This window comes from Paracoccus sp. (in: a-proteobacteria), assembly GCF_039808215.1.
GTDB lineage: Bacteria > Pseudomonadota > Alphaproteobacteria > Rhodobacterales > Rhodobacteraceae > Paracoccus.
In genome coordinates, this window is record NZ_JBDHSP010000022.1 from 1 (window position 1) to 13,028 (window position 13,028).

Consider the following 13,028-nt stretch of genomic DNA (forward strand, 5'->3'; position numbering starts at 1 on the left):
TCACCCCCGCCGTAACCGTGCGCAGGATGAATCATGTTCCGTAAATCAGGTCGAGGGCCGACTTCTTCAGCAGACTGCTAAAGCCGCCCGTCCAGCCAGACCAGCAGCGCCGCCAGCGCCGCCGTCGCCGGCACGGTGATCGTCCAGGCGGCCAGGATCATGCGCAGATAGGAGCGGCGCACCAGATGCCGGCGCCGGCGCTCCTCGGGCGGCATGGGCAGGCGCCCGCCCAGGATGCGGCGGTCGCGCAATTCGCGGTAAAAGCCGACGCCGAACACCCCGCCCACCGCCACATGCGTGGTCGAGACCGGCAGCCCCAGCGCCGAAAAGCCCAGCACCGTGAGCGCCGTTGCCAGCGCGATGCACAGGGCCCGCGCCGGATTGAGCCGGGTGATGCGGCTACCCACCATATGCACCAGCCGCCGTCCGAACAGCACCACCCCCAGCGCGATCCCCAGCCCGCCCAGCAGCAGCACCAGCCGTCCCTGCGCCGGATCGGCGCCGCGGCCCGAGATGCTGTCAAGGATGATGCCCAAGGGCGCCGCCACATTCGAGACATCATTGGCGCCATGGGCAAAGCCCATGACCAGCGCCGCGGCGGCCAGCGGCACGCCCAGCAGCTTTTTCAGCCCCAGCCTCTCGCCGGCGCCGGCGCGGATCAGCCCGTCGATGCGCAGCCGGGCATAAAGCCAGCCGCAGCCCGCGCCCGCGCCCGCCAGCGCCAGGATCGCGCCCGGCCCCGGCAGCCGCAGCGCCAGCGCCGCCACCGCGACCAGCACCCCCGAGGTCAGCGCCACCATCCCCGGCAGCCAGCGCCGCCCGGCGCCCAAACGGTCGGGCCGGTCCATCACCCGCTGGCGCAGAAGCTTGAGCAGCACCCCCGCCAGCACCGCCGCGATCAGCGGCGAGGCCACCCAGCCGCTGGCGATCAGCGCCAGCGCCGGCCAGTTCACCGCGCCGGCGCCGAAACTTGCCATGCCGGCGCCGGTGATGGCGCCGACCACGGAATGGGTGGTGCTGACCGGGGCATCCAGCCAGGTGGCCAGGCTGATCCAGCCCGCCGCCGCCAGAAGGGCGATGGCCATCATGCGCCCGGTCGCGGCCCCCTGGCCCAGGGTGTCGCCGACCAGACCCTCGGTCAGGGTGCGGGTGACGGGATTGCCGGCCAGGACCGCGCCTGCGACCTCCATGCCGGCGACCAGCCACAGGCCGGCGGTCATGCCGATGGCGCCGGCGGCCACCGCCGGCCCCAGCGAATTGGCCACGTCATTGCCGCCGATCGACAGTGCCAGATAGGCGGCGATCGCCATGCCGGCCGCCAGCCCGGCGATGGCGGGCTCGCCGGCAAATAGCCCGGTTGCGGCCAGCGCCGCCGCCGCGACAAAGATCAGCGCCAGGCCGAGGCGGAACAGCGGACGCGACGATTGCAGCGCCGCCCGTCCGGCATGGCTGACGCGCCCCAGATCCTTGTCGAGCGTGCGGTATTCGCGCGGCGGGCCGGTCATGGCGCCGCAAGGGCCGGCGGCAGGGCGCGCAGGATTTGCTGCAGCCCGGGCTCGGCCACCACCAGCGCTGCCTCGGCGGGGCGAAACCAGCGGCGCCGGCGCTCGCCGGCCTCGGGGAATGCGTCCTCCAGCCGCTCGACCCGCAGCGGGAACAGCCGCACCTCGACCGGGATGGCAAAGCCGCGCTCTTGCATTTTGTCATAGTGAAAGCGGCCGATCTCGGCCTGGCCGATCTCTCCAAGGACACCGGCCTCTTCCCAGGCCTCCTGCCGGGCGGCGTCGGCCAGGCTGCGGCCGGGCATCGGCCAGCCCTTGGGCAGGACCCAGCGCCCGGTGTCGCGGCTGGTGACCAGCAGCACCTCGCCACTGCCCGGGTTCCGGCACAGCGCACCCACCTGCATGTCGGGCGGGCAGCGGCCCAGAAGCCGGGCCAGGCGGTCGCGGATGCGGGGGATCACTCGGCGTCCTCCGCGTCGCGGATGCGGCTGCGCATCGACTTGACCGTGCCGCGCTGGGTCTTGGCGGCCAGGCGGCGGCGCTGGCTGCCGAGCGTCGGGCGCGTGGCGATGCGTTTCCGGGGGGTGACCAGGGCCTCGCGGATCAGCTCGGCCAGGCGCTCGCGCGCGATCTCGCGGTTGCGGGCCTGGCTGCGGGTGTCCTCGGCGCGGATCAGCAGCGCACCGTCCTGGGTCCAGCGCCGCCCGGCCAGCCGCCGCAACCGGGTCTTGACCGGCGCCGGCAGATGCGGCGAGCGTTCGGCCTCGAAGCGCAGCTCGACCGCGGTCTCGACCTTGTTCACGTTCTGCCCGCCCGGCCCCTGCGAGCGGGTGAACTGTTCGGACAATTCCCAGTCCTGGATGACTATGGTGTCGGTGATGCGCAGCATCTTGCGAATATGTCGCAATTTCCGCGCAAGAAAAGGGCGCTCGGCCCCGGGCCGCACAATTTGGCTCAGCGCAGGCGGATTGCCGCGCTGGCCGCGGCGCCGAGGGCGTCGATCACCGTCACCTCGGCGAATCCGGGACCCGGATCAGGCAGGCTGGCCACGGGCTGCGGCGTGGCGATGGCGACTGGCGCGCCGTTCAGCAGGAAGGTCCAGGGCCCCTTGCCGCCGCGCGCCTTGGCGGTCAAATGCCCCCGCGTCTCGATCTCGGCGCCGTCGGGCGGATAGGTCAGGCGCAGGGCATCGGCCAGGGCGGGTCGCGCCGCCAGCGCGCTGGCCCGGCCCGCGGGCGCAAAGCGGCGCAGCGGCAGGGGCAGGGCGCTGCCCGGCAGCAGCAGCACCTGCGGCGGCGGCGGCGGCAGAGCCACCGGGGGCAGGGCGTCGAACAGGTCAAACAGCACCGGCGCCGCCAGATCGCCGCCAAAGGCCCCGGGCACCGGTGTGCCGTCCGGCCGGCCCAGCCAGACCGCGCCGACATGCGCGCCGTCGAACCCCACAGCCAGCGCGTCGCGATGCCCGTAAGAGGTGCCGGTCTTGTAGGCCATCGGCCGCAGCCTTGCCCCGTGCGGCGCCGGGTTCTGCGCCAGGATGCTGGCGACCTGCCAGGCGGCGGCGGGGCCGAACATCGCCGCGGGCAGCGGCTCGGCCCCGCCCGGCAGCGGCGACAGCCGGATGCCCCGCCCGCCGCGCGCGAGGCCTGCATAGCCCGTGGCCAGGCCCTCCAGCGTCACGCCGGCGCCGCCCAGGACCATCGCCAGCCCCGGCACCCCCTCGGGCAGGCGCAGATCGACACCGCCGCGCGCCAGCACCTGCGCCACGCGGTTCGGCCCCAGCGCCTCGGCCAGTCTGACCACGGGAATGTTCAGCGACCAGACCAGGGCCTGCCTCAGGCTGACCGTGCCGCGGAATCGCTGGTCAAAGTTCTGCGGCTGCCAGCGGCCAAAGACGGCGGGGCGGTCCTCGATGAGCGTCTCGGGATGGGCGAGGCCGTCGTCGAAGGCCAGCCCGTAGACAAAGGGCTTCAGTGTCGAGCCGGGGCTGCGCCAGGCCCGCGCCATGTCGACGAAACCGGCCGAGCCGCCGTCTGCCCAGGCCGCCGCCCCGACCTCGGCCAGAATCTCGCCGCTGCGGTGATCGGCCAGCACGATCGCCGCCGAAAGCCGCCGCCCGGCACCCCGCACCGCGGCGGCGGCCAGCGCCTCGGCACCGCGCTGCAGCCGCGCGTCGATGCTGGTCTCGATGAGCTGGGCGCCGGGATGCTCGTGCAGCAGGCGCTGCGCCAGAAGCGGTGCCAGCGCCGGAAAGGCGCGGCGGCGGCGCGGTACCGGCTCGGCCATCGCGGCCCGCGCATCCGCGTCCGAGATCAGCCCGGCCGCTGCCGCCCGCGCCAGGACCCGGTCGCGCGCCGCTTTCGCGGCCTGGGGGAAACGGTCGGGGCGCCGCGTCTCGGGCGATTGCGGCAGGGCCACCAGCAGCGCTGCCTCGGCCGGGGTCAGGCGCCGCGGCTCCTTGCCGAACCATTGCAGGCTGGCGGCGCGGATGCCCTCGACATTGCCGCCGTAGGGGGCAAGGCGCAGATACAGTCCCAGGATCGCGCGCTTGTCCAGGGACCGCTCCAGCGCCAGCGCCAGGCGCATCTGCCGCAGCTTGCCCGCCCATTCGCCCACGGATCCCTCCTCAAGCAGCCGTGCCACCTGCATGCTCAGCGTCGAGCCGCCCGAGACCACGCGCCCCTGCCGCAGCGCCTGCCAGCCGGCGCGCAGCAGGGCGCGGGCATCGACGCCGCCATGGCGAGCAAAGCGGCGGTCCTCCCACAGCAAAAGCAGGTCCAGATACAGCGGATCGACCGGCCCGGCATCCAGTCGCCAGCGCCCGTCCGCCACCTGGAAGGCGCGCAGAAGGCTGCCGTCGCGGGCCAGCACCTCGACGCCCACCGGCACATCCAGCCGCGGCAGGTCGGTCGCGGCCAGCCAGTCGTCGAAACGGTCCCGCGCCCCGGCCCCCAGGGCAAGGACCAGCACGGCAAGCATCAGGATCCGGGCAATGCGGCGCGACCTCATGGCCCGATATTATGCCATGGCGGTCGGGCATAGAACCCGCGCTTCTTCGTTCCGCAAATACTCATGCGGCGATGCCACCGGCGCCTAGGCCGCCCCGTCCTCGCCGAACAGCCCCTTCAGGCCGCGGGCGATCAGGTTGCCGACGCGGGGCTTGGGCTGATGCACAAAGGGCAGGGGCCGGCAGACCTCCATGGCGGCGATGCCGACGCGCGCGGTCAGCGCGCCGTTCACCACCCCCTCGCCAAAGCGTTTCGAGACCTTGGCCAGCAACCCGCCGCCGGCGACGGTATGGATCAGATCGTCGCCCGCGGCCACGGCGCCGGTGGCGATCAGATGCGCCATCACCGTGCGCGCCAGCCGCCAGCCGCCGACGGCGCCGGCGCGCCCGCCATAGATCTCGGCCATGCGCCGGATCATGCGCAGGTTCGCCGCCAGCGCCGCGATCACATCGGCCAGCGCCAGCGGGATCAGCGCCGTGGCGGCGGCGACGGTGCGGGCGGCGGCCTCGATCTCGCGCCGGGCTTGCTGGTCCAGCGGCGCCAGCAGTTCCGCCTCGGCCATGGCGATCAGGCTCTGCGCGTCACAGGCCTCGGCGCGGTGCTCGCGCAGCCGGGCAAGGCCGGGCTCCAGTTCCGGGCGGGCGCGATAGATGCCCTCCATGCGCTGCACGACCTGCCTGGCCGCCGCGACATCGCCCGCGGCCAGTGCCGCCACGGCGGCACGGTTGATGCCGTCGATGGCGGCAAAGCGCGACCAGGCGCGCAGCTCGCGCCAGGCCAAGGCCAGCGCCGCAAGGCCGAACAGCGCCAGAAGCGCGATGCCGATCCAGCCCAGCAGCGCATGCCGCGCCATCAGATCGGTCAGGAAACGCAGCGCCGCGACCGACAGCAGGAACGAGACCAGCGCCGCGCCGCTGCCCAGAAATAGTCGCGTCAGCCGCGACGGCCCGCGACCCATGATCCGCGCCACCATGCGCATGCTGCGCGCCTGCGGCAATGCCGGCCCGTCCTCGATCGCCGGGGCATCGGCGGGCGAGAGCGCGGCCTCGCCCTCGCGCGGCTCGGCGCGCGGCGCACGGCGCTCGCGCCGGTCGTCATCCGCGGGCGGTCCGGGCGGTGTGTCGCCCATCTCGACCAGCAGCGGCCCGCGCCGTTTCGGAGGTTCTGCCATGACGCGCTCCCTATATCCTGTCGCCGATCAGGAATTCGGCGGCGCGGTCCAGACGGATATGTGGCGGCCCGTCGCCGGGGCGCAGCGTGTCGGGCGCCGGGGCGAAATCCATGATCGCATAGTCGCCGTCCAGCCAGTCAGCCGCGCCCTGCTGCGCCGGGACCAGCATCTCGGCCGGGTTCGCCGGCAACTCGCCCGGGTAAAGCGCCGCCTGCCGCCCGTCCATCAGCGTGCCGCGCACCGCGGGCAAGGCCTCGCCTTCCTGATGGATCAGCTCCTCGGTGGTGCAGCGCAGGCTGGCGATGGCCATGGCCTCGGTCCGCGCGCCGGAGAAATCGGCGCGGTCGCGGGCCTCGCGCAGCATGGCGCCGGTGATCGCGGTCAGGCGCGGGTGCTGGACATGGTGCAGGTGGTCGGCCTTGGTGGCGGCGAACAGGATGCGCCCGACGCGGCGCGCGCCCAGAAGCTGCGCCAGCCAGCCGGCGCGGCCGGGGCGAAAGGCGGTCAGGATGTCGGCCATGGCGCGGCGCATGTCCTCGACCGCCTGCGGGCCGGCATGGATGGCGCCCAGCACGTCCATCAAGACCACCTGCCGGTCGATGCGGGCGAAATGGTCGCGAAAGAACGGCCTGACGACACCGGACTTGTAGGCGCCGAAGCGGCGGGCGAATTCCCGCCCCAGCGCCGTGGCGTGCAGGTCCGGCGGCAGCGGCGTGAAGGTCAGCACCGGCGAGCCCGCAAGCTCGCCCGGCATCAGGAAGCGGCCCGGCGTGCAGTCCGACCAGCCGGCCTCGCGTGCCAGATGCAGGTGGCTGGTATAGGCGGCGGCCAGCGCCTGTGCCGCACTCTCGTCGAAACGGCTGGTGTCGGTGGCGGCCAGGGCGGCGCGAAACAGGTCGGCGCCGGGGCGGGCGGCCATGCGCCCGAGCACCTCTTGCGACCAGGCGTCGAAATCGCGCTCCATCAGCCGCAGGTCCAACAGCCATTCGCCGGGGTAATCGACGATATCCAGATGCAGAACCGAACTGCCGCGCCAGCCCGCCACCAGTCCGCGCGGCTGCACGCGCAGCGACAGGCGCAACTGGCTGACATGGCGCGTGCCCTCGGGCCAATGCGGGGCAGGGCCGGTCATCGCCGCCAGATGGCGTTCATAGTCAAAGCGCGGCACGGTGTCGTCAGGCTGTGGCTGCAACCAGGCCGCCTTCAGCGCGCCATCCGCCACCGCGCGCAGCCCCGCCATGCGGCCGCGGTCCAGAAGATTGGCCACCAGCGAGGTGATGAACACGGTCTTGCCGGCCCGCGACAACCCGGTGACACCCAGCCGGAGCACCGGATCGGCGATGCCAAGCCCCTGCATCAGATCGTCGGTGATGCCCATGCTGCCCCTCGTGTCCTTGCCGGCAAGATATGCGGGCGGCGCGGGCTTGTGTAGGGGGCGGGCCTTTTCCGGCGCGTCACGCGCTGGCATAAGGCGCGCATGGACCTGCCCATCGACGCAATATTGCCCGAGCTGACCGCGACGCTGGCCGCGCATGGCCGCGTGGTGCTGATGGCGCCGCCCGGCGCCGGCAAGACCACGCGCGTGCCACTGGCGCTGCTGCCGGTGATCCGCGGCCGCATCGTCATGCTCGAGCCGCGCCGCCTGGCCGCCCGCGCCGCCGCCGAGCGCATGGCCGAGACCCTGGGCGAGCCCCTTGGCCAGACCGTCGGCTACCGCATCCGCGGCGAGGCGGTGCCCGGCCAGCGCATCGAGGTGGTGACCGAAGGCATCCTGACCCGCATGCTGCAATCGGACCCGGAGCTTTCCGGCATCGGCTGCGTGATCTTTGACGAATTTCACGAACGCAGCCTGAATGCCGATCTGGGCCTGGCGCTGACCTGCGAGGCGCGGGCGGCGTTGCGCCCCGATCTGGCGCTGGTGGTGATGTCGGCGACGCTGGACGCGGACCCCGTGGCGGCGCTGCTGGACGGCGCGCCCCTGATCCGCGCCGAGGGCCGCGCCTTCCCGGTGGAGACCCGCTGGCTGGCGCGCCCCCTGCCCACCGGCGCGCGGCTGGTCCCCGAGGCCGCGCGGCTGATCGCCGAGGCCCTGGCCGCCACCCGCGATCTGGGCGGCACCCTCCTGGCCTTTTTGCCCGGCGAGGGTGAGATCCGCCGCGTCGCCGCCATGCTGGACACCGGGGCCGACGTGGGGGCCGAGGTGCTGCCGCTTTACGGCGCCATGGATTTCAAGGCGCAGCGCGCGGCGCTGGCTCCGCCAGGGCCGCGGCGGCGCATCGTGCTGGCCACGGCGATCGCCGAAACCTCGCTGACCATTCCCGGCGTCACCGTGGTCGTCGATGCGGGCCGCGCGCGGCGGGCGCGCTTCGACCCCGGCTCGGGCATGTCGCGGCTGGTGACCGAGCGCGTCAGCCGCGCCGAGGCCGAACAGCGCCGCGGCCGCGCCGGCCGGGTGGCGCCGGGCATCTGCTATCGCCTCTGGGCGCGGGCCGAGGAAGGCGCGCTGCCAGCCTTCGCCCCGCCCGAGATCGCCGTGGCGGATCTGGCCGGGCTGGCGTTGGAACTGGCGCTTTGGGGGTCGAGCGGCGCGGATCTTGCCTTCCTGACCCCGCCGCCCGAGGCGGCGCTGGCCGAGGCGCGGGCGCTGCTCGCCGATCTGGGGGCGCTGGACGGGCAGGGGCGGATCACCGCGCATGGAAGGGCGCTGGCGGCGCTGCCGCTGCATCCGCGCCTGGCGCATATGCTGCTTGCCGCCGGGCGGGGCGCGGCCGATCTGGCGGCGCTGCTGGCGGAACGCGACCCGCTGAGCGGTGCCCCTGCCGATCTGGCGCTGCGGCTGGCGGCGATCCGCGACGCGCGTGCCTATGCCGACCGCCACCCCTGGCCCGCCAATCCCGCCACGCTGGCGCGCATCCGCGACGAGGCGCGGCGATTGCGCCGCATGGCGCCCGCGGGCGACGGGCTGTCGCCGGGGGCCATGGCGGCGCTGGCCTATCCCGACCGCATCGGCTTGCGCCGTCGGGGCGAGGCGCCGCGCTTTGTCCTGTCGGGCGGCAAGGGCGCGGTGCTGCCCGAGGGTGACGCGCTGTCGGGCCAGCGCCTGATCGTCGCCACGGATCTGGACGGCGACCCGCGCGAGGCGCGCATCCGCATGGCCGCCCCGCTGGACGAGGACGAGATCCGCGCGCTGTTTTCCGACCGCATCCGCAGTGTCGAGGCGGTGGAATGGTCGCGTCGCGACAATCGCGTGATCGCGCGGCGGCAGGAACGGCTTGGCGCGCTGGTGCTGTCGGGCCGGGCGCTGGACGATCCCGACCCGCAGGCGCTGGCCCGCGCCGCGCTGGAGGGGCTGCGCCAGCACGGCCTTGTCTGGACGCGGGCTGCGGCGCGGCTGCGGGCGCGCATGGCGCTCGTCCCCGATCTGGGGCCGGTCGATGACGCAAGCCTTTTGGCCGATGCCGACTGGCTGTTGCCCTGGCTGACCCGGGCGCGCACGCTGTCCGATCTGCGGGCGCTGGACCTGGCCGAGGCGCTGAAGGCGCGCCTTGGCTGGGAGGGCCAGCGCCGGCTTGACGCCGAGGCGCCGGCGCATTTCGTCACGCCGCTGGGGCGCAAGGTGCCGATCGACTATGACCATGAGACGCCCTCGATCGAGTTGAAGCTGCAGGAACTGTTCGGGGTCGCGCGTCATCCGGTGGTCGGCGGGCGGGCGCTGCGCATCCTGATGCTGTCGCCCGGCGCCCGGCCCATTGCGGTGACCAGCGATCTGCCGGGCTTCTGGGCCGGGGGTTACAGCGAGGTCCGAAAGGACATGCGCGGCCGCTATCCGCGCCACCCCTGGCCGGAAAACCCGCTGGAGGCCGACCCGACCACCCGCGCCAAACCCCGCGGCAGCTAGTCGAGCCGCGCGGGCAGCGTCAGGCCGCGCAGGATTTCGGCGGCCGGCATCGGGCGCTTGCCCTCGCGCTGGGCTTCCAGCACCTCGATCGCGCCGCTGCCGCAGGCGATGGTGAATCCCGACAGCACCGCCCCGGGCGCGCCGGCGCCACCGGCAAGGCGAGAGCGCAGCAGCTTGACCCTTTCGCCGCCGATCAGGCACCAGGCGCCGGGAAAGGGCGAAAGGCCGCGGATCTGGCGGTCGATCCGTTCGGCAGGGAGCGTCCAGTCGATGCGCGCCTCGGCCTTGTCGATCTTGTGGGCATAGCTCACCCCCTGATCGGGCTGCGGGCGCGCGGGCAGGGGCAGGCGGTCCAGCACATCGGTGACCAGCGCCGCGCCCATGTCCGCCAGCCGGTCGTGCAGATCGGCGGTGGTGTCCTCGGGGCCGATGGCGGTGCGCGCCTTGGCCAGCACCGGGCCGGTATCCAGCCCGGCCTGCATCTGCATGATGGCGACGCCGGTTTCCGCGTCGCCCGCCATGATCGCGCGGTGGATCGGCGCCGCCCCCCGCCAGCGCGGCAGCAATGATGCGTGGATGTTCAGGCAGCCCAGCCGCGGCGCGTCCAGCACCGGCTGCGGCAGGATCAGCCCGTAGGCCACCACCACCGCGACATCGGCCCGGAATGCGGCGAATTCCGCCTGGTCCTCGGGCGATTTCAGCCGCAGGGGCGTGCGCAGGGGCAGGCCCAGGTCCTCGGCCACGCGCTGGACGGGCGAGGGGCGGGGTTTCTGTCCGCGTCCGGCGGCGCGGGCGGGCTGGCAATAGACCGCCACGACCTGATGGCGCGCGGCGATGGCGCGCAGCGCCGGAACCGAGAAATCGGGTGTGCCCATGAAGATGACGCGCATTGCTGCCCCCCTGCCTGTCCGTCCTGACCTAGCCCCCGGGGGCGGCGGCCTGCATGAAATCCTGCACGTCGCGCGTCGCCCGCGCCCGTGCCTTCGGGTCGAAGACCAGCGGCGACAGCGGCGAGCGCTGGCGCTGGTCGAAACCGTGGTTGAGACCGGCATAGGTCCTGATCGTCAGATCGGTGCCGGCGGCGATCAGCTCCTCCCCCATGGTCCGGCATTCGGCGGGGTTGGTGATCATGTCCTGCTCGGCCAGCAGCATCAGGGCACGCACCGGCGGCCAGGGTGCGCGCGTGGCGTTGTTCAGCAGCCCGCAATAGGGATAGAGCAGCACCACCGGACCCAGCCCCGCCGCCAGATCGGCGGGCGGCGCCGGCCAGCCGCTCAGCCCCGGCGGAGCCGTGCCCTGGCCCAGAAGGCGCAGGAATTCCATCACCGTCCAGCCCCCGTGCGAGGTGCCCAGCAGCGCCACGTCCGAGGCGTCGATCCCGGGCATGGCGCGCAGCGCCGCCAGCGCCACGGCAAGATCACCGGCGCGCTCGACCCCTGGCAGGACCTGGGCGGCGCAGACCGCGCGCCAGGTCTGCGCCCGATCGAGGTTGCGCGGCGCGTGGCTGTCGAGGATCAGCACCGCCCGGCCCATGTCGACATATTGTTCCGCCCACCAGAACATGTTGTCCTGCACGCCGTCGCAGCCCGAGAGCAGCACCGCCGCCGGATGCGGGCCCGGCCCCTCGGGTATCAGCAGCCGCCAATGCAGGGCCAGTTCGGCCTCGCGCTGGGCCGGGGTGTCGCTGACCGGCCGCCAGCCGGCATAGTTGCGCGCCGTGTTCAGCGCCAGTGCCAGCAGCAAGGCCACCAGCACCGCCGCGGCGCCGATCAGCCGTTTGCGCATCCCACCAGGCCGTTGGTGCCGCAATGCGCCTTCAGCCGCGCGGTGTCGGCCGCGGTCCAGCCCTCGGGGGCGGTGACCGAAACCCAGCCGTCGATATAGTCCTTCGCGTCATAGAGATGACCGAAGCCCGCCGGCGTCGAGGTGGCGATCAGCATGTCGGCCGCCAGCTGGAACTGCGTGACGATGGGAATGAACCTGAGCCGGGGCGAGACATCGGCTGCCGGCGGCTCGCGCATCCATTCCGGCGCGCGCCACAGCGAGGCCGGCGAATAGAAGGTGATGGCGTCGCTGGCGTATTGCAGGAACAGGATGCGCAGCCGCCCCCAGGGCTTGCCCGAGCGTTCGGGCGCGGCGAACTGGCTGGAATAGCGGATGACCTCGCCATCGTCGACCTCGGGCAGGACATAGGGGCTGCCGGGCTGACGTGCGGAATTGGCCTGCTGCCACAGCGCCGAGGGGAAGGGCGGGCCGACCCAGAAGGCGCCGTCCACCGGCTCGTTCATCATCTGGAACGGGTTGAAGGCCTGCATCGAGGACCAGGCCCCCAGCGACAGCCCGTGCATGTAAAGCTTGGGCCGGCGGCTTTCGGGGATCGTGCGCCAGTGGTCATAGACGGCGCGCATCAGCGCCACCGCCTGGTCGGGGCCCGAACTGGTCTCGAAGATCAGCGCCATCGGGCTTTGCAGGAAGGAATATTGCACCGCCACCGTGGCGATGTCGCCGCCATGCATGTATTCCAGCGCGTCGAAACTGGCCGGGTCCATCCAGCCGGTGCCGGTCGGGCTGACCACGACCAGCACCTTGCGCTCGAAGGCGCCGACGCGCTCCATCTCGGCCAGGGCGATGCGGGCGCGTTCCTCGGCGCTGGCGTTCTGGGCGCGGCCGACATAGATGCGCAGCGGCTCTTTCGCGGGCTTGCCGGTCAGGGCGGTGATGTCCGCGGCGCTTGGCCCCGACAGCACATAGTTGCGCCCCGGCGTCCCCATCAGGTCCCAGCTGGCCTGCGAGGCAGCCGAGCCCGAACGCCAGTCCTCGGCCGGGGCCGGCTGGCTGGGGTTCATCAGGTGCTGGGCCGCGACCTGCGAGGCGTCGAGCATGCGAAACAGGTTGTTCACCACGCCGTCGCGGGTCAGGAACACCGCCACCAGCACCGCCAGCGCCAGCCCCAGCACATTGGCGCTGCGCGCCGGGATATAGCGCGCCAGCCGGCGCCTGAGCAGGTTGAACAGCACCTGGAAGGCGAGGCCCAGGATGAACAGCGCCAGAAACACCGCCAGCGCCACGCCGATCACGCGGAGCGTATCCGCCGCCTCGAGCAGCGGCATGGACATGCGTTCGCGGATCGAATTTTGCCAGGTGACCGAAAAACCCACGCAAAAGCCGACAAGCGCCAGCACCGGCACCGCCAGCACCAGATGCCCGATCCTGGCCCAGCGTGCCGGCGGCTCGGGGATCTCGAGCGTGCGCCAGATCGCCACGAAGAACTGCGTCGCCACATAGCCCGAGGCCATCGAGGCCCCAGCCACAAGGCCCTGGGTCAGCCAGTCGCGCGGGATCAGCGAGGGCGTCAGCGATGCCGCCGCCAGCAGAAGGCCCACAAGAAGCGGCAGGGGTGAGAACATCTGGCTTTCCTTCACAAGGGGCCCGTGGTCGGCACGGGCCGGGAA

The 13,028-nt window shown here is 73.0% G+C and carries 10 protein-coding genes; 1 reads left to right on the forward strand and 9 read right to left on the reverse strand.

Annotated elements, in window-relative coordinates; all coding sequences use genetic code 11:
- Positions 1–77 precede the first annotated feature (77 nt).
- The 6 genes from WMK75_RS09395 to WMK75_RS09420 all read right to left on the reverse strand — a co-directional run bounded on the left by WMK75_RS09395 (position 78) and on the right by WMK75_RS09420 (position 7,056).
- Positions 78–1,505 (reverse strand): inorganic phosphate transporter, encoded by a 1,428-nt coding sequence (locus tag WMK75_RS09395; protein ID WP_347267421.1) that lies wholly within the window; start codon positions 1,503–1,505, stop codon positions 78–80.
- Positions 1,502–1,963 carry an NUDIX hydrolase gene (locus WMK75_RS09400; protein WP_347267422.1) on the reverse strand — a complete coding sequence of 154 codons (462 nt, stop codon included), beginning with the start codon at positions 1,961–1,963 and terminating at the stop codon, positions 1,502–1,504. Before WMK75_RS09400 ends, WMK75_RS09395 begins: the two co-directional genes overlap by 4 nt.
- Positions 1,960–2,391 carry an alternative ribosome rescue aminoacyl-tRNA hydrolase ArfB gene (arfB, locus tag WMK75_RS09405; RefSeq protein WP_347267423.1) on the reverse strand — a complete coding sequence of 144 codons (432 nt, stop codon included), beginning with the start codon at positions 2,389–2,391 and terminating at the stop codon, positions 1,960–1,962. Before arfB ends, WMK75_RS09400 begins: the two co-directional genes overlap by 4 nt.
- A 65-nt stretch (positions 2,392–2,456) precedes the next feature.
- The gene (gene pbpC / locus WMK75_RS09410; RefSeq protein ID WP_347267424.1) at positions 2,457–4,508 is read right to left on the reverse strand and encodes a penicillin-binding protein 1C; all 2,052 of its coding nucleotides are present in this window, start codon (positions 4,506–4,508) and stop codon (positions 2,457–2,459) included.
- Positions 4,509–4,592: 84 nt separating this feature from the next.
- Positions 4,593–5,678, reverse strand: a complete 1,086-nt coding sequence (locus tag WMK75_RS09415) for a TIGR01620 family protein (RefSeq protein WP_347267425.1) — start codon at positions 5,676–5,678, stop codon at positions 4,593–4,595.
- A 10-nt stretch (positions 5,679–5,688) separates the two neighbouring features.
- Entirely contained in the window at positions 5,689–7,056 is a 1,368-nt protein-coding gene (locus WMK75_RS09420; protein ID WP_347267426.1) for a YcjX family protein, read from the reverse strand.
- 99 nt (positions 7,057–7,155) lie between these two features.
- Between WMK75_RS09420 and hrpB the strand changes: the two genes are divergently transcribed.
- Entirely contained in the window at positions 7,156–9,576 is a 2,421-nt protein-coding gene (hrpB, locus tag WMK75_RS09425) for an ATP-dependent helicase HrpB (RefSeq protein WP_347267427.1), read from the forward strand.
- Here hrpB and fmt read toward each other — a convergent pair.
- Genes fmt through WMK75_RS09440 form a run of 3 tightly spaced genes read right to left on the reverse strand, consistent with a single transcriptional unit; the run spans position 9,573 to position 12,983 of the window.
- Positions 9,573–10,466 (reverse strand): methionyl-tRNA formyltransferase, encoded by an 894-nt coding sequence (gene fmt / locus WMK75_RS09430; RefSeq protein WP_347267428.1) that lies wholly within the window; start codon positions 10,464–10,466, stop codon positions 9,573–9,575. The genes hrpB and fmt overlap by 4 nt on opposite strands.
- A 28-nt stretch (positions 10,467–10,494) precedes the next feature.
- Complete coding sequence (locus WMK75_RS09435; protein WP_347267429.1) at positions 10,495–11,361, reverse strand: dienelactone hydrolase family protein; 867 nt, start codon at positions 11,359–11,361, stop codon at positions 10,495–10,497.
- Complete coding sequence (locus WMK75_RS09440; RefSeq protein WP_347267430.1) at positions 11,346–12,983, reverse strand: alpha/beta-hydrolase family protein; 1,638 nt, start codon at positions 12,981–12,983, stop codon at positions 11,346–11,348. Before WMK75_RS09440 ends, WMK75_RS09435 begins: the two co-directional genes overlap by 16 nt.
- Between the last annotated feature and the right edge of the window lie 45 nt (positions 12,984–13,028).